The following is a 21130-nucleotide window of genomic DNA, read 5'->3' on the forward strand; positions in this document are numbered from 1 at the left end:
CAACTTTTTAGTACAGCTGTTCTGAAAGTCGTTGTAATGTCTCTTCGTACTCTTCGTTAGACGGATCCTTTTTGAGAAGCATACTAAATATTTCGATAGCCTCTTCTCTTTTTCCTTCTTCCATTAAAAAGTATCCATAATCTGTGAGAAAATCTAAATCATTCTTTAAAGAATTATATGCAAGTTGATATTTGTTTAATGCCTCAGAATATTTTTCCAAATGCTGTAACGCAACGGCCTCATCCCATATAAGTTGAGGTTCTTCTATGTCATTCTCATTAAATAACTCAATAATTTCTAATACGTCTTCATACCGTTCTTGATGTAAGAGAAGCTTATTTAATGTTAGAGCCGCTTCAATGAATTCTGGATCTAGCACAAGCGCCTGTCTAAATTGATTTTCCGCTTCTTCTTCGTTGCCTAGTTTTAATGCAATTTTGCCAGCATAGAAAGACAAATCCTTATTATATTCATCGTATCTTAGCCCTTCCTGAATCGCTTGGAAGCTATTTTCCAAATCCTCTTCTCGCTCATACGATTTGGCTAAGTATAAGTATAAGGAATGGTATTCAGGATCTAATTCCTTCAACTCTCTAAACTTCTCGATCGCTGTTTTGTTCATACCTGCTTGGTAAGCGGTAAGCGCATAATGGAATAATGTATTAATCTCCAAGCTATCCTCTAATGCTTTATCATAATGAGTCAATGCTTCTTCAAATGCACCACCTGCACTATAAGCATCTCCTAATCTTTGATGTACATTTACACCAGCGATCTCAACTTCGAATGGCAAGACCTTGTCGTAAGCTCTTATCGCTTCAATAAATCTACCTTGTTCCATATAGAGTTCACCCAAGGCAAAATCGATAATAAATTCATCAGGAAGAGTAGACTTTGCTTGGAGTAATTTCTGCTCACTCACTTCATATAACCCTTCCATTTGATATAAATCTGCCTGTAAAAGAAGGCTTTGAGGATAACTTGGGTCATCCTCATGGATTTTATTTAAGGTTTGAAGAGCTTCATCCTCCTGCCCTTGCTCTACCAGAATTTCTGCAAGGCTGACAAGAATCTCTCCTTCCTCTGGATAAGCTTCGAGAAGTCTTTCAAAAAGTTTTTTCGCTTCCTCTAAAAAGCCATAATGGAACAATTCTTCTCCAAGTAGTAATCGTTCATCATTTGTACCATTCTTTAAGATTTTTTCGTATCCAGCAAGCGCCTCTTCATGCTGACCGTTTTCTAAAAGAGCAATGATCTTATTAATCTTATCCATGTATTAATCCTTTCCCAAATCCCTTAATTAATAGTAGCTAGTCGTAATCATTATAAAGGAAAATCACGAATTGTACCCGTTTGACGTTTTCACTTATTCATTTATAAAAAAATTCGGAGTGTTTATAATAACATGTTCTCCAAATCCTGGACGAAACAGTACATCTAGCCCTGCTCTAATTACAGTGCCCTTATGAACGGTTACCTTTAACCGCTCATTATATTTTTGAAAAAGCTCCGCTTCCATTATATTATTCTCAATAGCTTCTTTTGCGTAAAAGTTGTAGCTCACCTCGCCACCTTGATGTATACCCGATTTAAGAGGATAAATGCCCATTTTACATAAATGAAGGTGAGAAATGGGGCCGTTCGGAACTAATTCATCTTCTATAAATGGAATCTTCTCTTCGTAGAGTAAGCTTGTCCATCTTAATTTTGCTCGGTTTTTCATTCTTGCTTTGTCGGCCTTAAAAATTGGAATAAGTGGACTATTATACGGAAACATGGCCTCCCTTAGCCATCCCCATGGTAACCGCTCGAGCATCCCATCATCCTCAACTTCTACAAAAATAGCGGGAATTTTTTCACGCCGACATTTTCTTAAAAAAGTTGGCGTTAAGAGCTTCGGTTGAACTCTCACCCCAATACAATAGTCAATTGGGCTATTCAATAACCTTGTCTTCATTTTATTGAGTGCAGGCTTTAACAAATTCTCTTTTTCAACCTCCACATAGGTCAAGAACATCGTGCACCCTTTGTTAAGGAATTCCTCGATATAAAATTGCTTCATCGTAGGAAATGAGGCATCTACTGGGATTTGGGGACTAAAAAGTATGTGAGGCTTAGTCATGATAAAAGAATTTGCATTTACCCTCATGTGTGTAAACCTTTTAAACGTAGATCTTAGTGAATGAAATCTTTCACCCTTAATTAACAGGGAGATTTGTTCTACCTTGTCCTCTCTTAATACATTTGCGTCTTCAATAATATATGTCATAAAACCACCTCTTCAACGGTCTTATGACAAGCTATGCTCTGTGAAAAAAATATATGCAGGGAACATAATAGAAAAAGCTGCAGACCTCCTGCAGCTCTTTCTAATTATGAAGCAAACTCTTTAAATGACTAAAAAAGTTTGGATATGAAACAGAAATCGCCTCTTGATTCTCAAGAGTTGTTTCTTCATTACAAATCAATGCAGCAATAGCAAGCATCATACCAATCCGATGATCGCCATGACTATTTACCGTTCCTCCAGTTAATGAAGTTTTCCCATGAATGATCATGCCATCTTCAGTCGCTTCAATATTCGCTCCTAATTTTTTCAGTTCATTCACAACCGTATCGATACGATTTGTTTCTTTTACCTTAAGCTCTTCCGCGTCTTTTATCACCGTGCTTCCTTCTGCTTGTGTAGCAAGCAAGGCAATGACAGGAATTTCATCGATCAGTCTTGGGATTGTGTCTCCTCCGATCGTGATTCCTTTTAGGGAAGAAGTGCGTATCACTATATCCCCGACTGGCTCGAAACTGTCTCTCTCATTCACAATTTCAAAATCAGCACCCATTTCCTCTAGAACATCCAGAATTCCTGTTCTTGTCGGATTAAGCCCCACATTTTTTAATGTGATCTCACTGTTCGGAACAATCGCACCTGCAACCAGGAAAAAAGCTGCTGAAGAAATGTCCCCAGGTACGTGGATATCAGCTCCTTTTAGAGCTTGGCCGCCTTGAACTGTAATCGAAAGCCCATCAACTTCTACTTCTCCACCAAAATGTTTAATCATTCGCTCAGTATGATCTCTTGTTTTTGATGGTTCAATGACTTTAGTCTTTCCATTTGCCTGAAGACCTGCAAGTAAAATAGAAGATTTAACCTGCGCACTTGCAACAGGCAATTCATATTCCATCCCTTCAAGGTTTCCGCCTCTAACGGAAATAGGTGTATATTCTCCACCATTTCTTCCGTCAATATCAGCCCCTAAGCTTCGTAGCGGTTTGGTTACCCTTGTCATCGGTCTTTTTCCAATCGATTCGTCGCCAATCAAAGTAGAAAAGAACGGACGGCCAGCTAGAATTCCAAGCATAAGACGGATCGTTGTTCCTGAATTACCGACATCTAGTATATCTCTCGGTTCAACAAGTCCATCAAGTCCCTGGCCATAAACGACTACCTTTTCTTCATCTAATTCGATTTTAACCCCTAGCTTTCGAAAACAAGCAATCGTACTTAAACAATCATCACCAGTTAAAAAATTCGTAACTGTGGTTTTCCCTTGAGCAATTGCTCCAAACATAATCGAACGGTGGGAAATCGATTTATCTCCAGGAATCGTTATTTGTCCCTGCAACTTATCTTTTTTAATCGATAATAGTGTGGTTTTCATATCATCATCCCTTTTACAACCCCATTGACGTTTCATAGTTCGTATAACATTTTATACATTGTTCCGCTTTTTCACGGTCTTCTTCCGTTTGAAAGCTAATATCAAGTACTCCGTATATACCTTCACGAGCCTCGCGAATGCGAATATTCGTTAAACTGATGTTCTCTTTGGCCAAATAGCCTGTAATTTCCGAAATGATCCCCGGATAGTCAGGGATATCTACAAATAAATCATAAAAAGCCGGGATCGCTCCCTTTTCTTTTATCGGCATTTCATCCCGAAATCGTTTTGCTTGGAAAAAGTATTCGTAGATCTCTACCTCTTGTTCCTCTTGAAGCATTTGAGTGACCTTATCCATCTCATTCTGCCATTCTTGCAATAATTCAATTAGAACGGCTTTATTATGTAAAGAAATATCTCTCCACATTTCTGGGCTACTCGAAGCAATCCTCGTAATATCTCGAAAACCTCCAGCAGCAAGTCGCGTGATCAGATTTTGCTTCAAGCTCGTTTTCTCCGCTTGATGAACGAGTGAAGCAGCAATAACATGAGGAAAGTGACTAATCACCCCTGTTATGTAATCATGCTCCTCTGGCATCACTTGTAAAAATCTTGCCTTTGTTCCCATTAACCAGTCTTGGAGTTTTTCAACATCCTCAATTCTAGTATCCTTTTCTGGAGTTAATAAATAAAAGGCATTTTCAAAAAGAATTGATTTAGCAGCTGTAACCCCACTTTTGTGGGAACCTGCCATCGGATGACCACCAATAAAGGTAATTCCCTTTTCTTTTAGACAAGCTGCTTTTTTTACGATTTCTAATTTGGTGCTCCCTGCATCAGAAATGATGACATTATCCTTTAAAGGTACATCACAAAGTAACTCAATGATTCTTTCAACTTCCTTAACAGGAGTCGCAATTAATATCAAATCCGCTCTAGCAGCACCTTTTGGAATTTCATCAATGATTTCATCAATGACCCCTAGCATTTTTCCTAGTTGACTTTGTTTTTCGCTCACATCGTAACCCATAATCGTTGCGTCTGGATGCTCCTTTTTAATACAAAGAGCCAGTGAACCCCCGATAAGTCCTAGCCCAATCACAAAAACATGCCCGTTCAAGAGATCACCTGCTTTTACTACATTTTAACTTGCAAATTCTTTAGAGGAGATGAATTCTTTAATTACAGTTAATAGTCCACTATTTTCTTCTTCAGAACCAACAGTTACACGTACACATGTTGGGAAGCCAAGAGCAACCCCCGAACGTACGATGTAGCCTCGTTCAAGTAAATATTGGAATACCTCATTTCCATTCACCTTAAAGTCAATCAAAATAAAGTTCCCTTGTGAAGGCATATATGCGAGGTTATTCTCATCGCAAAATTGATAAAATTGCGCCATGCCTGCTCGGTTTTTTTGCTTACATGCTTCTACGTATCTTTGATCATCTAATGCTGATATCGCAGCTGCTTGTGCAAAAGAATTTGCATTAAACGGTTCACGGACCGGTTCAAGCGCTCGTATTACTGTTTCATGTCCAACACCGTAACCAATCCGAAGACTCGCTAATCCATAAATTTTAGAGAATGTGCGTAAAACGATTACATTTTCAAATCGTTTCGCTAATTCAATTGCATCATAATAATCCTCAGCGACCACATACTCGTAATAAGCCTCGTCTAAGACAACCAGTGTTTCTAGTGGCACTCTTTCTAAAAAGGATACTAATGTGCTTTCTTTAATATATGTACCTGTTGGGTTATTCGGGCTACATACCCAAACGATATTTGTTTTATCATCAATTGCCTTAAGCATGTCTTCTAAGTCATGTTCTCCATCAATTAATGGTATTTCCCTGACTTCAGCTCCCTCAATTACTGCATTGTGCTTATACTGAGAGAAAGTTGGTACAGCCATAACTGTATTATATCCCGGTCTTAATAGCGCTCGAGAAATAATTTGAATAATATTGTCAGACCCATTTCCAAAAATCAATTCAGTAGGCTTCACATCAAGTTTTTTCGCAAGGGCCTCACGAAGATCTGTTGCATATCCATCTGGATATAAAGCGAGCGACCGATCAAATTCACGAATTGTTTTCAGAGCCTCTTTGGAGCATCCAAATGGATTTTCATTTGAGGCAAGTTTCACAATTTTATCCAATCCGTATTGCCGTTTGACTGCTCCAATTGACTTTCCCGGCTGGTACGGGGTTAAATTTAAAATTTCGTCTTTCCATCTCACAACAATCACCCACTCTATTTAAAATTGATTTTTGTCTATGCGTTTAAATCCGGTCTTAAAACCATTGCTTTTTCTAAATAAACATGGTGGATATCTTCTTGATTCTTATCTGTATTTACATGTACCATCACACGGATACAATTTTCGAGAGAACCAACCACTGGGATTTCTCTCATACACATGACCGGAACATATGTCCATCCATCTAACAGCCTTAAAGCTTTAGCTGGAAATGCAGCATCTATTTCTTCCGTAACAGAAATGAATACCGAAGCTACCTTATCTGCTTCAAGTTCATTTAAAGAAATAAGCTCATCCATCATTCGTTTTGTCGCTTCGACAATTACGGATTCTGTGTTTTCTTCGATTGTGATAGCTCCCCTTACCCCTCTGAGCAAATTATTCCACCTCTCCTCTATACATTTTTAAGCTTTCTAATAAATATTGGTCATCTATCTCTTTCAACACCGGTTCGCCAATTTGATTTAGGAGCACAAATTGTACATGTCCGCCAACCGATTTTTTATCCTGTTTCATTCTGTATATTAACCTTTGATGATCCAAATGTGTTGGAATTGCGATTTCATAGCCGAGCTTTTTCACCCAATTTTTGAACTTTGAAAGATTAAAAGTAAGACCAAGTAATTCACAACTAAGTTCTAAAGCGAACACCATTCCAATCATGACTGCTTCCCCATGAGTGATTTTTCCGTACCCAGCTTCCCCTTCAATCGCATGGCCAAGTGTGTGCCCTAAATTCAGGAACGCACGAACGCCTGATTCTTTCTCATCTTTTGAAACGAAAGAACCTTTAATAGCAATTCCTTTTTCTAACATATAGGAAAACTGTTCTTCGGTTAATTGCTCTAAATTAGAGATATGCTCTTCTAACCATTGGTAAAAATTCAAATCAGAAATGAGTGCTTCTTTAACCACTTCAGCAAATCCCGATCTTCTCTCATGTATTGGTAATGAGTGAAGAAAATCCAAATCATAGAAGACCGCTTCAGGCTGATAGAAGGCACCAATCATATTCTTCCCTAGTGGATGATTGATTGCTACTTTCCCACCTACTGCACTATCATGCGCCAGAATTGTTGTAGGGATTTGGATAAAAGGAATACCACGCATGTAAGTGGCCGCTACAAACCCACTTAGATCTCCAACGGCTCCCCCACCAAATGCAAGAATCATTGATTTCCGATCAAGTTTTTTCTCTAAGGCAAAGGTCAAACATTGCTGATAAATTTCGAACGTTTTGGCAAATTCTCCGTTTGGAACCGTATAAGATAACGGCTTAAAATCAGAAAGGACACTTACCAATATTGATAAGTATCTCTCTCCTACATTTTCATCCGTAATAATTAATAGATTTGTTAAGGACGGAAATTTTTCCTTAAGAAAACTCCCGAGCTCTTCAATAACACCAGTGCCAACATAAACTGGGTAATCCTTAGAAGATGTATGTATCGTTAATCCTTCCATTAGAACTCCCTCGCATATTGACGTTGCTTTTCCACTGTATCGATTAAAGTATCTAGACGATCAGCATAAAATTGGTCGACTATTGCAGAAGCAATCTCCCAAGCAACTGCGTGCTCTGCCACAACCGCTGCAGCAGGTACAGCACAGCTATCTGAACGCTCAATACTTGCCGTAAAAGGTTCTTTTGTATCAATATCGACACTTTGAAGAGGTTTGTATAAAGTTGGGATTGGTTTCATCACACCACGAACGACAATTGGCATCCCTGTCGTCATCCCCCCTTCAAATCCACCTAGTCGATTTGATTTACGATAATATCCATCTTGTTCATTCCAAGCAATTTCATCGTGGACTTCACTACCTGGCTTATGAGCAGCCTCAAAGCCAATCCCAAATTCAACGCCTTTAAATGCGTTGATACTGACAATCGCTGCTGCTAGTTTTGCATCTAGCTTGCGATCATAGTGAACATAGCTTCCAACACCAGGAGGCATTCCTTCGACGATAACTTCAACAATTCCCCCAATGGAGTCGCCATTTTCCTTTGCTTGATCAATGGCTTTCATCATTTCTACTTCCGCTTTCGGATCAAGACAGCGAACAGGAGAATTTTCGGTAATCTCTTTTAATGAGCTTATAGATTTATAATTTCGAACTTCACTTTTTACTCCACCAATTTCTACAACATGTGAAGCAACTTCGATTCCTAATAAGGATAAAAGTTTCTTCGCAACTGCACCAGCAGCAACTCTCACAGTTGTTTCACGTGCTGATGAACGCTCTAGTACATTTCGCAAATCGCGGTGACCATATTTCAGTCCACCGTTTAGATCAGCATGACCAGGGCGTGGACGAGTAATCTTACGCTTTACTTCTTCTCCCTCATCAAGCTCGAGAGGTTCTTGTCCCATGATCTTTGTCCAATGCTTCCAGTCGTTATTCTCAACGACTAAGGCTACTGGAGAACCAAGGGTAAGTCCATGTCTAATCCCACTGGCAATTTGAGCCGTATCTTTTTCAATTTGCATTCTTCGACCACGGCCATACCCTTTTTGACGTCTTGCTAATTCTTCATTAATATCCTCAGCAAGCAAAGGCATACCGGCTGGTAATCCTTCGATAATTGTTGTTAATTGGGGGCCATGTGACTCTCCCGCTGTTAAATATCTCATAAACTCTTTCCTCCTTCAACGCTTTAAAGGATTATGTACCAATATAACATATGTGCAAAAATAAAAATAGTATAAGATTGAAAATATTAAAAATTTACGTCTTCACAACTAATATTGCCTATATTCTATCACAGCTTTTTTAAAGAATAGAAAAATAGAGCCTTATTTGGCTCTAATTTTTCTTATAAAAGAAGGTATCCTCAGTCTCAAAACCATAAACGCTTGGATTGAAAATTTGCTCTGTACTCCCAACAAAAAAGATTCCATCCTGTTTTAGAGCTCCTGAGAATTTTTTATAAAGAATATCTTTCGCATCCTCTGTAAAATAGATTAATACATTTCGACAGACAATTAAATCAAATGGACCGCCGAATGGATCTGCTAGCAAGTTTTGTTTCTTAAAGGTAACGGTTTTCTTAATCTCTTCCGAAATTTTGAAAAAGCTCCCATCCTGTGTAAAGTATTTTCTTTTCATATCTTCAGGGACTTCATTTAGAGACCTTTCAGGATAAGCACCTATTTTTGCCCTTGTAATGACATTTTCGTCGATATCCGTTGCCAAAATTTGCACTTGGGAAAGTGGCATAAATTTCGATAAAATCATCGCAATTGTATAAGGCTCTTCCCCAGTTGAACAGGCAGCACTCCAAATTTTCAGGCGACCATTCTTTTCGAGTAATTTAGGAAGTAGTTTTTTCTCCAGCACTTCCCATCTCTTTCCATTACGATAAAATTCAGATACATTTATAGTCATTCTATCAAGGAATTCCTCTAATAGCTTTTTATCCTCACTGACGGCCAGATAATATTCTTGGAAAGAACGAAAACCTCTTTTTTCATATAGAGAAGTCAATCTCCGCTTCATTTGCGCTTCCTTATAAAGAGCAAGATCAATTCCTGTTTTTTTCTTAATATTTACTACAAACTGTTCATAGTCTTGTACCATATCTATTCTCCCTATGCATTACGTTCCGTAAGATTAAATCACATACCCATAAGTATAACAAAAATAACAAAAATTGGAGCGGTACGAAGGAAAAATCTTGCGGAGTATTTAAAAAAGCGCTTGCAATTTTATACAAGCGCTTACTTTTATAGTATTGATAACTTTCGCGCAATTATGATTGCACGGATTCTCTTAATTAATAGACCCACTCAGTAATTAGTTTTGAATAAGATACTAGTTCTTCTTCTTTGAAGAATAAGCCAATTTCTCTTTCTGCACTTTCAGGTGAATCTGAACCATGAATGATATTTTTTCCTACAGTAGCAGCAAAATCTCCACGAACTGTACCAGGAGCAGCATCTTTCGGATTGGTTTTACCCATCATTCCACGAGCGCTAGCAATAACATCTTCGCCTTCCCATACCATTGCAAATACTGGACCGGAAGTAATGAAATCTACTAGTTCTCCAAAGAAAGGGCGTTCTTTGTGCTCCCCATAATGCTGCTCGGCTAATTCTTGCGGAATGCTCATTAGCTTAGCTCCAACTAACTGAAATCCCTTCTTTTCAAAGCGGGAAACGATTTCACCAATTAAATTACGTTGTACGCCATCAGGTTTTACCATTAAAAATGTCTTTTCCATGAACTCCACTCCTAAAATTCTTATGTATGTTAGGACTTCATATTATTACCAGTCCACGAAAATATTATCATTATTTTCGCAATTTAGCAACAAACTTTAGGAGTGGTGGTGCTTAGTACTTCCTTTTTCCGATGTATAGTGCAATATCTTGAAGGGTTCTCTTAGCACGATTATTCGGCATATCCTCTAAAACCTCTAAGGCTTTATCTAAATAGCGATTGCTAATTTCAATAGATCTTTCAATAGCATTCGACTTTTTGATTAAGGAAATGATTGAATTGATTTCATCTTGGGTCATATCCTCATGAACTTTAACGATCTCTGAGCGAAGTTTCTCATCTTCCATTGCGAAAAGAACAGGCAATGTGATATTTCCTTGGAGTAAATCTCCTCCAGCAGGCTTCCCCAACTCTTTCTCTGTACCGGTAAAATCCAAAATATCATCGGTAATCTGAAAGCTCATGCCAACAAAATATCCAAAACGGTAAAGCTTACGATGAAGACTTTCGTCGACTCCAGCCGCAACTGCACCTAATTGACAGCTTGCTGCAATTAACAATGCTGTCTTTCTCTTGATTCGCAATAAATAATCTCTAAAATTTTGTTCGAAGCGATATTTATCTTTAATTTGTTCAATTTCACCAATCGATAGCTCGACGATGGTATTCGCTAAAATTTTGTGTGCAATTGGGTCATCAATCTTGGTCATTAACTCCAAAGCCTTGGCAAAAATGTAATCTCCTGAATACATGGCAAAGCGGTTATCCCATTTGTTCTTTATCGTCGGTCTTCCGCGGCGCAGATCAGCATCGTCGATAACATCATCATGAACCAAAGATGCCATATGAATTAACTCCAGTGCAACAGCAACTTCTTTAATTACATGAATGTCATAACGCCCGAATTTCCCAGCAAGTAAAACAAAAACAGGGCGGATTCTTTTTCCACCTGCTTGGAGTAAATGTAAAGAGGCTTCTTGTAACAACGGTGATTCACCATGCACAGTATCCTCTAACGTTTTTTCTATTATGTTGATATCCGAGTTCAAAAATGAATACATCATTTTTAGTTTCATAATAACTTCACCAGCTCTGCCATCTAATAAATTGTTTCTTTCTATTCTAAAGCTAGCCTCACTAAAAATGAATACATCATTTTTAGTTTCATTTCACTTCACCAGCTCTGCCATCTAATAAATTGTTCTTTCTATTCTAAAGCTAGCCTCACTAAAAATGAATACATCATTTTTAGTTTCATAATAACTTCACCAGCTCTGCCTTGACTATTAATTATTAAGTTCAATCCTTATAATTATATCAATAAAATCCCTTATCTAATTAAAAACTTAAGTCAAATTTTTGACTTAAGTTTTTTTAAGAGCACATTTATTCCTTGTGGCCGATATGAACAGCTGCTGCACCGCCACTGTATGGTTTATAAGTAACCTTCTTAAATCCAGCAGTTTCAAACATTCTTGCTAACTCTTTCATTCCTGGGAAATCTCTTGCTGATTCATGAAGCCACGCATATTCATTGTAGCTCTTTGCAAAAAGCTTTCCAAACAACGGCATGATAAAGCGAAAGTAGAAAAAGAATAGCTGGCGATACCCAAACATCGTTGGTTGTGAAGTTTCTAGGCAAACTCCAATCCCACCTGGTTTAAGTACACGATTCATCTCTTTTAATACTTGTAGATAATCTGGTACATTTCTTAAACCAAATCCGATTGTCACATAATCAAACGTATTATCTTCAAACGGAAGTTCCATTGCGTTACCATGGATAAGCTTCACTTGATTAAGATTTAAATTCTTAACCTTTTCCTCACCGACCTTTAGCATGTTCTTACTAAAGTCCAAACCAATTACTTCACCATTTGGTCCAATTTTTTCAGCGAGTGTGATTGTCCAATCAGCAGTACCACAACAAACATCTAACGCCTTTTTCCCTGCTTGAACATTCATACGTTTCATTGTATCATCGCGCCATTTTTTATGCAGTTGAAAGCTAATAACCGAATTCATTTTATCATAGTTATCTGAGATTTTTTCAAAAACTCCATGTACACGTTGTTCTTTGGACTGGCTCATTTTCATCCTTCTTCCACAAGCGATTTAGCACCTAGCTGATGTTGATGTAAAATATCCTCAATCTTTTCATCAACAGCTTCATTAAGAATTGAGAGGTTTCTTTTTGCCTTAATTAATTGCTCTTTTGAAAAATTTATATATTTATCACAGATAAGAATTAAATATTTCTTTTGCTCATGTGACAGTTCTCGAAGGGAGTGTTCATGTTTCGGAAAAACAAGCTTTTTCAAAGCTTCGAATACGACTGAGCGTTTTGTTTGAGCAAATAACTCTTTTTCCGAAATCAAACGTTTAATAAACATATAATTGGCAATTAAATCATTCCAACCTGGAGCTTGTATATGATTAATTAATTTTTGATAGAGAGAAGATTCGATTCTTTTTAGACTATCCATCAAACTTTCAATTCCGTTTACTTCCTGTTGATAAACAATTATTTTCTGATCGTTAATTGTTTCAATGCCCTCAGCTAGTAAGCGAATGACCTCAATATCGTCTTGCTCTGCCAGAATCTTGTAATATAAACCACTATAATAGATTCCTGCTAACACAGTTAGTTGACGATGCTTTTGATTGGTTTCTCCTGTCATATCATTCGTTACCTTTTCATGCGTATCAAGAGCAATTTGCAATAGCAGCGTCGGAACTGCATAATGCTCAATCTCATCTAAGGACATTCCCTTTTCGTCCAAAAAGGAAACAAGAAGAAGAAGCTTATCATCGTCGATAATGGGTGCTTCGATATTTTGGGATAAGAAGGGATGACTAATCCTTCCTTTAATTTTCTCCCTAACATACTCGCATTTTTTTTGAAGGTCCTGCATGTAATCACCCTTGTATTCCCAAGTTTATATTGAAGGCTATTTATATAAATACGATTGATTTTCACAATAAATGTATTACTAAATAAAACTTTTAAATGGAAACAGATTTTATCGGAATCGAAGAATTTTCTGTATTATTTCATTCATGTAAACGCAATGACAATTATATCATAAATGAATTTAATATTGCTCTGTTTGTAAAAATATAGAGTATTCTGTGTATTGCTTTCAACTCTACTTTTTTGGCTCACTTTCAATTTCACCTTGAGAAGTCAAAATCTTCGCGTGCCCTCTTACTTTGATCGCTGATGTATGTTCTGTGAACTGAGCAATCATTACTTCGCCTTTATCCAGCTTTTCCGAGTGATGAAATCTTGTATCGGTACCTCGAGTAAGACCGATTACATTTACACCGTCTTCAATAGCTTTAATAACAACATAATCTCCAGTTGGTTTGTTCTCCATTCGATCACCTTTCAACTCATCAATATTTAGACATCACTTTATTCCCTATAGAGAAGTGTCGACTATTCTCTAAGATTTAGTCGACACAGAAACTTCTCTATTGCTTGATTAGTGATAGAATTTCTGCACGAGCATTGCTATCATCAGCAAATGTTCCTCGTACAGCCGTGGTAATCGTTTTTGCTCCAGGCTTTTTCACGCCTCGCATCGTCATGCACATATGCTCTGCCTCTACGACGATCATTACACCATGCGGCTCAAGCTTTTCCATGATCGCATCTGCAACCGTAGAAGTAATTCTTTCTTGAAGCTGTGGTCTTTTTGCGACTGCTTCCACCGCACGCGCTAGCTTACTTAATCCCGTAACCCTACCATTACGTGGAATATAGGCTACATGCGCTTTTCCGTAAAAAGGAACAAGATGATGTTCGCACATGGAGTAGAATGGGATATCCTTTACTAATACAAGTTCTTCATGATCTTCACTAAAAATAGTTTCAAAGTACTCACGTGGGTCCTGGTTTAGCCCTTGAAATACTTCTTCATACATTTTTGCAACCCTTTTCGGTGTATCTAATACGCCTTCACGATTTGGGTCGTCTCCTACGGCTTCTAATATTAAACGTACCGCCTCTTCAATTTGGGCACGATTTACTTTTGTCATTATGTATCCTCCTCAGCCTTAACAAACTAACACTAGTTTTATGTATTTCATTTTGTACTCATAAGTATAACAATAACATATTAGCATAACTATTTTAGTTCAAGCAAAACAGAAGAATTTATTTATAGTGTTAAGGCTGAACATGCTAATTACTCTACCTTCTAGAATATCGATTTTTCCATAAAAATAAAAAAGGCAACGCATGTATAAATGCGTGCCTTTTTTATCAAGATAAGCTTAAAGTACTTTTATGTAATTATTTTACTGCGTCTTTAAGCGCCTTACCTGGTTTGAAAGCAGGTACCTTGCTAGCAGAAATTTCAATTTCTTCGCCAGTTTGAGGGTTACGACCTTTACGAGCTGCACGCTCACGTACCTCAAAGTTTCCGAAACCGATTAATTGTACTTTATCACCATCTTTTAAAGCATTTAAGATGGAATCAAATACTGCATCAACTGCTTTAGTAGCGTCCTTTTTAGAAAGTTCACTGCTTTCCGCAACTGCATTAACTAGTTCTGTCTTGTTCATGCCTTTCACCTCCTCCCAAAAAATTCAATCCATTAAGTTGAAAATTGCATTCTTATCATCATTTGTAAACAAAATTACTGATTTCTATACGCCTAAGACTTGTTTTTATCCCTATTTCAACATTTTTCTGCTGTAATGGGAGCATTATATGACAAAAAGCGAAAGTTAATCAACTAATGTGATGAATTCACTAATGACGGGGAATGTACCCATGCCATATAATAAATGATAAAAATCAAGATTTCAACATTTTTTCTTTAAAAACCCTTTATTTTCAAGGATTCAAGTCATTCGCATCAGTAATTCTGTTAAAAGATTATCACAATCAATTAAGCTTATCAAGAAAATTTAGCGAAATAATGGTAATCTTTTCATTTTTGATATGAATTTGTCATATTTTGTCGAGGATGGAGCGAAAAAAATGATACTTTTAGACTATGTTTAAACTAAAAATTTCTCCAGCCATAAATTCATCCAAAAACCCACTTAAATCAAGTGTTTTCTCCCCTTTAATAGGTCTTATTTTTCTTCAAGTTTCATTCTATCAAATTCACTTTTTCTACCAGAAAAAGCAAGAAATTAACATGAAAAACCTTTAATGTGAAGGCTCTTTTCACAAAGATTGTTACTTTAAGATTGATTAAAAGAATAACAATTTATCCCACAAAAAATAGAAAAATAGCGAAAATTGTCATACAAAAGTAATTTGTATCATTAAACCACCCGGTAAGTGTAAACGTCGGAATTTAGAATTTTGAAGATAAACCCGTTAAAAACGCAAAAGAAAAAAAGACTCTGAAACAGAGTCTTCCAAGCATCTATAGAATAATGGCGATTAGGCCGCCGGATCCTTCGTTTATGATTCTTTCTAGTGTCTCTTTTAACTTGTAGCGAGCGTTCTCAGGCATTAAAGATAGCTTAGCTTGAATCCCTTCTCGAACGATGGAGCTTAAGCTACGACCAAATATATCAGAATTCCAAATAGATAGTGGGTCATCCTCAAAGTCTTGCATTAAATATCGGACCAATTCTTCACTTTGCTTTTCTGTACCGATAATTGGTGCAAACTCTGACTCTACATCTACCTTAATCATGTGGATAGACGGTGCAACCGCCTTTAATCTGACACCAAATCTTGCTCCTTGGCGAATGATTTCTGGCTCATCTAAACTCATATCTGCAAGTGAAGGAGCTGCAATTCCATAGCCTGTTTGTTTTACCATTTTTAAAGCATCAGAAATGACATCATACTCCTGTTTTGCATGAGCGAAGTCTTGCATTAATTCTAGTAAATGGTCGCGCCCACGGATCTCAACTCCGACAATTTCTTTTAGAATATCGTCATAGAGTTCGTCTGGAGCAAATAGGTCGATTTCCGCTACCCCTTGACCCATTTCAATCCCAGCTAATCCAGCTCTTTCGATGAATTCGTAGTCACTGAACAATTGTACAACCCTGTCGACATCACGAAGTCTCTTAATATCTTTCACAGTTTCCTTAACAGCTTCCTGATAGCTCTCTCTTAGCCAATGATCTTCTTTTAGAACCATAACCCAGCTAGGAAGATTGACATTCACTTCTAGGACTGGGAATTCGTATAATGCTTCTCGCATTACATTAAGTACGTCTGTCTCACGCATGCCCTCGATGCTCATAGCGAGTACAGGAATATCATATTTCACCATCAATTCCCCGCGAAGAGCGTCTGTATTAGGATGGTGAGGCTGTACACTATTGATGACCATGATGAACGGCTTACCTACTTCTTTCAGTTCGGCAATGACCCTTTCTTCGGCCTCAATATAGTCTGCTCTTGGAATTTCACCGATAGTTCCATCGGTTGTAATGACAACTCCAATTGTAGAATGCTCTTGAATGACCTTGCGCGTGCCAATTTCCGCAGCTTCATGAAATGGAATCGGTTCCTCATACCATGGTGTATTAATCATCCTAGGGCCATTCTCGTCCTCATAGCCCTTTGCACCTGGAACCGTATAGCCCACACAATCAACTAAACGAATATTGACATCTAGTCCTTCACTAACATGAATCGATGCTGCTTGATTTGGTACAAATTTTGGTTCTGTAGTCATAATTGTTCTTCCCGCTGCACTTTGAGGCAGTTCATCTTGGGTACGAGCTCTCTCGGCCTCGTTATCCATATTCGGAAGAACGACTAGTTCCATGAATTTTTTAATGAATGTGGACTTCCCAGTTCGAACTGCTCCAACTACTCCTAAATATATATCGCCGCCTGTCCTTTCGGCAATATCCTTAAAAATATCTACCTTTTCCAAGTGATCCCCTCCTGAAATCATGAGTTAGTGGGATAATATTTATCCGAATTTTAGTGCTATATATAGACAATATATACTTATGACGTTGTCCTACATCTGTATGACAGTTTTCTAAAATTTTTGCCCTCCTTATTTCATAAACTTGTTTTCCTACTAGTCTTTTCGATTTACTAAAGTTACGCTTACATCCATTTATCCAGTCTCTTTTTCCATGTAAAAAAATTTATAAAAATATAAAATAAAAACCCTTCTCCTACAATATATTCCTGTAAGAAAAGGGTTATGACTATTTATCACTTAGCTAAATAACGTTCTAATTTTCGCCTGCTGTACCATACACGATTTCATTTGTTTCTGGATCAAGAGTATAAGGCAAAGAATATGCTGGAACAAACATCGATTCTTCATGAAGAATTTTACGAAGGTCCTCACCAGGTTCCATTTTTACTCCTGATTTTTGCATAATTTGATATAGGTCCTTCCGATAATCAACATAAATCTCAGCATTTCCTGTAATAATGAACGGTAGTTCTTGATTTGTAAATGGACTAGTCACCACTGGGTCTTCCTTATAGCCTAGCTTTTCAAAATCTAAAGAATAGACGTTTTCAGCGAGTCGTTCTTTATAAGGAGGATATTTCTCCATTTTGATCCTTAAATTTAGGTCACGAATTGTTTCCGCTATTCTTAAATCAAAAATTTTGACTGTTGGATCCGTCTCAACATCAATCAAGACATATTGAAATATCCCACCAGATTCAAACGAATTTCCTGGAGGCTCGGCCATATATGTTGGAGCTATTTGCTTGAAATCTATCAAGTACTTTTGATAAATCGGAGTGTCCTGCTCTTTCGTTTTAATCGGAAGGATTCCGCCCTTATCCTTTTGGAACTGATCAACAGCAGACTGAACAGATTCTATTTGATCTTGATAAGGAGTCTGATTTTGGGCTAATCTATCCTGCGGATACGCACAGCCTGCTAAAATAGCGGAAGCGATGACCAAAGTTAATAAAATTCGAACGCTTTTATTCATATGTATCAATCCTTCTATTCTATGTATTTAGCATTACGCGGTCGGACCACTCATGACTACAAAAAGAATAATGATTCCGCTTAGAATTAACAATATATACGCAATCAACGCTGTCATAAATTTCAATACACCAATATTTATTTTGTAACGACTAAGATAAATCAAGAGAATGGAAATGACCATGAATCCCATAGCAGAAATAGAAATCCACATTTTTAGCATGGATGGTGACATAAACTCAACTCCTTTTTCGGTAGTATTATATCAAAAAAGCACCTTGTATGGGTTTTCAAGTTTTAGCAACACAAAAAAAAGACTAAAGTAAAGTAGGGGGCTGCTCTTTACCTTAGCCTAAATTGACTAAATACACCATACACCCTGTTCATTTCACCAGTTTGCTTCGCTCCCATTGTATGCATTTCCATTAGAAATCGCATCCTCGAAAGCCTATATTTTAGAAATAATAAGGACCTTTCACCAATTAGGAGTCACGAAAAGCAACTATGCTTATTGTTCACTAGAAAGAACGTTTGCTAAATCCTCCATTTCGTGTGTCTTCACACGTGTCATCAAGGCATCAACCTCATCTTTAGGATTAGCGTGCTGAAAAAGCACATTATGTAGCGCAGTTGTGATTGGCATTTTCACCTGATATTTCTCTGCAAGTTGATAAGCTGCCTTTGTTGTTCTAACACCTTCTACCACCATGCCCATATTTTCAAGAACTTCTTCAAGCTTCTGGCCCTTCCCTAAAAGATTTCCTGCTCTCCAGTTTCTTGAGTGAACGCTTGTACACGTTACAATTAAATCACCGATTCCAGTTAGGCCTGAGAAGGTTAACGGACTAGCGCCCATTTTCGTACCAAGACGAGCAATCTCAGCTAATCCTCTTGTAATTAACGCCGCTTTCGCGTTATCGCCATAGCCAAGTCCATCTGTAATTCCAGCAGCTAATGCAATGATATTCTTTAAAGCTCCACCAATTTCCACCCCGATAATATCAGGATTTGTGTACACACGAAAATAGGAATTGATGAATAGATCCTGTACTTTTTCAGCCGCTTCAATATTTTTTGAAGATACCGTAACAGTTGTGATATGACGCATGCTGACCTCTTCAGCATGACTAGGTCCAGACAATACCACTACATCTTGAAGTAAATGCTCTGGCATCTCATCTTCAATCATTTCAGATATTCTTAATAACGTATCTGGTTCGATCCCTTTACTTACGTGAACAATCGTGAGAGGCTCTTGACGGACATTAGCCATATCATTTAGAACCTCACGGATCGCCTTCGTAGGTACAGCTAAAATGCAAGTTTCAACCTCATTTAGAGCATCTTTTAAAGTGTTGTAACCAACGATATTGTTTGGCAGTTCAACACCAGGTAGGTATTTTTTATTCGTATGAAGCTGATTTATTTCCTCTATTTGTTTAGGATTATGTCCCCATAGCCTTACATCATGTCCATTATCAGCTAGTACAAGAGCCAATGCAGTACCCCAGCTCCCTGCACCGACGACTGTGATTTTTTCTTTTCTTTCCATAAAATCACATCCTTCAATAGATTATTTACGTTCACGAGCAAAGATTTTGATCGGTGTTCCTTCAAAACCGAAAGCGTCTCGAATACGATTTTCTAAAAATCTCTGATAAGAGAAATGCATTAATTCCGGATCATTTACAAAAACAACAAAAGTTGGAGGTGAAACCGCTACCTGCGTTGTATAGTAAATTTTTAGACGTTTCCCATTATCGGTTGGTGTCGGATTCATCGCAACAGCATCCATAATGACATCGTTCAACACACTTGTTTCCACTCTTCGTGCATGATTTTCACTAGCCATATCGATCATTGGAATCAATGTATGGATTCGTTTTTTTGTAAGAGCAGATAAAAAGACGATTGGCGCATAATCTAAGAATAAGAAATGCTCGCGAATATTTTGTTCGAATGCCTTCATCGTTTTTTCATCTTTTTCGACTGCATCCCATTTGTTCACGACAATCACTACTGCTCGTCCTGCTTCATGTGCATATCCAGCAATTTTCTTGTCCTGTTCAATGATTCCTTCTTCACCATCAAGTACAACTAAGACGACATCTGAACGTTCGATTGCTCTTAAAGCACGTAAAACGCTGTATTTTTCTGTACTTTCATAGACCTTACCTTTTTTACGCATACCAGCAGTATCAATAATGACATACTTCTGACCATTGACTGTAACCATAGAGTCAATCGCATCGCGCGTTGTACCAGCTATGTTACTAACAATTACGCGTTCTTCTCCAAGTATAGCATTTACTAAAGAGGATTTACCGACATTTGGACGACCAATAAGTGAAAATTTAATGGTATCTGGGTCGTAATTATCCCCTTGATCTGTAGGAAAATGCTTTGCAGCTTCATCTAACAAATCCCCTAAACCTAGACCATGTGAACCTGAAATTGGGAACGGCTCACCAAATCCTAGGGAATAAAAATCATAGATTTGATCTCGCATCTCTGGATTATCAATTTTATTTACAGCTAGGACAACTGGCTTCTTCGCTTTATATAAAATTTTTGCAACCTCTTCATCAGCAGCCGTTACACCTTCTCTTCCATTCGTTAAGAAAATAATAACATCCGCTTCATCAATCGCAATTTGTGCCTGCGCACGAATTTGTTCTAAAAATGGTTCATCTCCAATATCAATACCACCAGTATCAATAATATTAAAATCATGTGTGAGCCATTCTGCTGCACTATATATTCGATCTCTTGTTACTCCTGGAATGTCTTCTACAATGGAAATTCTATCTCCTACAATTCGGTTAAAAATCGTTGATTTTCCAACGTTTGGACGTCCAACGATGGCTACTACAGGTTTCACCATGAACATCACCCTTTCCTTCTACTTTATCGAAATTTAATCATTAGATAACGCTGTTTTCGCAATGATTGTGGTTTTTTTCGTAAATGTCCATATTCTTTTCTTCAAAAAAAATCTAGGGCCGACATTTACACATCCTACCGGGCGCTGCCACCCCTTGGGTGGTTTAGAAGCCACATCATTTTTGCACGGCAC

21 protein-coding genes are annotated in these 21130 nt (G+C 37.7%); all 21 read right to left on the bottom strand.

Annotated features, from left to right (window positions below):
* Positions 1-7: 7 nt before the first annotated feature.
* Positions 8-1273, bottom strand: a complete 1266-nt coding sequence (locus tag FA727_RS09295; protein WP_136830613.1) for a tetratricopeptide repeat protein — start codon at positions 1271-1273, stop codon at positions 8-10.
* A 93-nt stretch (positions 1274-1366) separates the two neighbouring features.
* On the bottom strand, positions 1367-2269 hold the full coding sequence (locus FA727_RS09300; protein WP_136830614.1) for a hypothetical protein: 903 nt from the start codon (positions 2267-2269) through the stop codon (positions 1367-1369).
* Between the two features lie 100 nt (positions 2270-2369).
* The gene (gene aroA, locus FA727_RS09305) at positions 2370-3659 is read right to left on the bottom strand and encodes a 3-phosphoshikimate 1-carboxyvinyltransferase (protein WP_136830615.1); all 1290 of its coding nucleotides are present in this window, start codon (positions 3657-3659) and stop codon (positions 2370-2372) included.
* A 13-nt stretch (positions 3660-3672) separates the two neighbouring features.
* Complete coding sequence (locus FA727_RS09310) at positions 3673-4779, bottom strand: prephenate dehydrogenase (RefSeq protein ID WP_136830616.1); 1107 nt, start codon at positions 4777-4779, stop codon at positions 3673-3675.
* 24 nt (positions 4780-4803) lie between these two features.
* Positions 4804-5904 carry a histidinol-phosphate transaminase gene (gene hisC / locus FA727_RS09315; protein ID WP_136830617.1) on the bottom strand — a complete coding sequence of 367 codons (1101 nt, stop codon included), beginning with the start codon at positions 5902-5904 and terminating at the stop codon, positions 4804-4806.
* Between the two features lie 35 nt (positions 5905-5939).
* Positions 5940-6302 carry a chorismate mutase gene (gene aroH / locus FA727_RS09320; protein WP_136830618.1) on the bottom strand — a complete coding sequence of 121 codons (363 nt, stop codon included), beginning with the start codon at positions 6300-6302 and terminating at the stop codon, positions 5940-5942.
* A gap of 1 nt (position 6303) precedes the next feature.
* Positions 6304-7389, bottom strand: a complete 1086-nt coding sequence (aroB, locus tag FA727_RS09325; RefSeq protein WP_136830619.1) for a 3-dehydroquinate synthase — start codon at positions 7387-7389, stop codon at positions 6304-6306.
* Positions 7389-8561 carry a chorismate synthase gene (gene aroC, locus FA727_RS09330; protein WP_136830620.1) on the bottom strand — a complete coding sequence of 391 codons (1173 nt, stop codon included), beginning with the start codon at positions 8559-8561 and terminating at the stop codon, positions 7389-7391. Before aroC ends, aroB begins: the two co-directional genes overlap by 1 nt.
* A 172-nt stretch (positions 8562-8733) precedes the next feature.
* Positions 8734-9507: a CheR family methyltransferase gene (locus tag FA727_RS09335; protein WP_136830621.1), complete on the bottom strand. Its 774-nt coding sequence runs from the start codon at positions 9505-9507 to the stop codon at positions 8734-8736.
* Positions 9508-9703: 196 nt separating this feature from the next.
* Positions 9704-10150, bottom strand: coding sequence for a nucleoside-diphosphate kinase (gene ndk, locus FA727_RS09340; RefSeq protein ID WP_136830622.1), 447 nt, complete (start codon positions 10148-10150; stop codon positions 9704-9706).
* A gap of 112 nt (positions 10151-10262) precedes the next feature.
* Complete coding sequence (hepT, locus tag FA727_RS09345) at positions 10263-11225, bottom strand: heptaprenyl diphosphate synthase component II (RefSeq protein WP_136830623.1); 963 nt, start codon at positions 11223-11225, stop codon at positions 10263-10265.
* 310 nt (positions 11226-11535) lie between these two features.
* Entirely contained in the window at positions 11536-12240 is a 705-nt protein-coding gene (locus FA727_RS09350; RefSeq protein WP_136830624.1) for a demethylmenaquinone methyltransferase, read from the bottom strand.
* Between the two features lie 2 nt (positions 12241-12242).
* Complete coding sequence (locus FA727_RS09355; RefSeq protein ID WP_136830625.1) at positions 12243-13064, bottom strand: heptaprenyl diphosphate synthase component 1; 822 nt, start codon at positions 13062-13064, stop codon at positions 12243-12245.
* A 234-nt stretch (positions 13065-13298) separates the two neighbouring features.
* Positions 13299-13529, bottom strand: coding sequence for a trp RNA-binding attenuation protein MtrB (gene mtrB / locus FA727_RS09360; RefSeq protein WP_136830626.1), 231 nt, complete (start codon positions 13527-13529; stop codon positions 13299-13301).
* A gap of 97 nt (positions 13530-13626) precedes the next feature.
* Positions 13627-14193 (bottom strand): GTP cyclohydrolase I FolE, encoded by a 567-nt coding sequence (folE, locus tag FA727_RS09365; RefSeq protein WP_126409104.1) that lies wholly within the window; start codon positions 14191-14193, stop codon positions 13627-13629.
* 256 nt (positions 14194-14449) lie between these two features.
* Entirely contained in the window at positions 14450-14722 is a 273-nt protein-coding gene (locus FA727_RS09370) for an HU family DNA-binding protein (protein WP_019154307.1), read from the bottom strand.
* Between the two features lie 818 nt (positions 14723-15540).
* Positions 15541-17019, bottom strand: coding sequence for a stage IV sporulation protein A (spoIVA, locus tag FA727_RS09375; protein WP_136830627.1), 1479 nt, complete (start codon positions 17017-17019; stop codon positions 15541-15543).
* Between the two features lie 313 nt (positions 17020-17332).
* Entirely contained in the window at positions 17333-18055 is a 723-nt protein-coding gene (locus FA727_RS09380) for a YphF family lipoprotein (RefSeq protein ID WP_136830628.1), read from the bottom strand.
* Between the two features lie 33 nt (positions 18056-18088).
* Positions 18089-18289, bottom strand: a complete 201-nt coding sequence (locus FA727_RS09385; protein ID WP_136830629.1) for a DUF2768 domain-containing protein — start codon at positions 18287-18289, stop codon at positions 18089-18091.
* 273 nt (positions 18290-18562) lie between these two features.
* Positions 18563-19606 carry an NAD(P)H-dependent glycerol-3-phosphate dehydrogenase gene (locus tag FA727_RS09390; protein WP_136830630.1) on the bottom strand — a complete coding sequence of 348 codons (1044 nt, stop codon included), beginning with the start codon at positions 19604-19606 and terminating at the stop codon, positions 18563-18565.
* 21 nt (positions 19607-19627) lie between these two features.
* Complete coding sequence (gene der / locus FA727_RS09395; protein ID WP_136830631.1) at positions 19628-20938, bottom strand: ribosome biogenesis GTPase Der; 1311 nt, start codon at positions 20936-20938, stop codon at positions 19628-19630.
* Between the last annotated feature and the right edge of the window lie 192 nt (positions 20939-21130).

Source organism: Robertmurraya kyonggiensis (genome assembly GCF_005116465.1).
Lineage (GTDB): Bacteria > Bacillota > Bacilli > Bacillales > Cytobacillaceae > Robertmurraya > Robertmurraya kyonggiensis.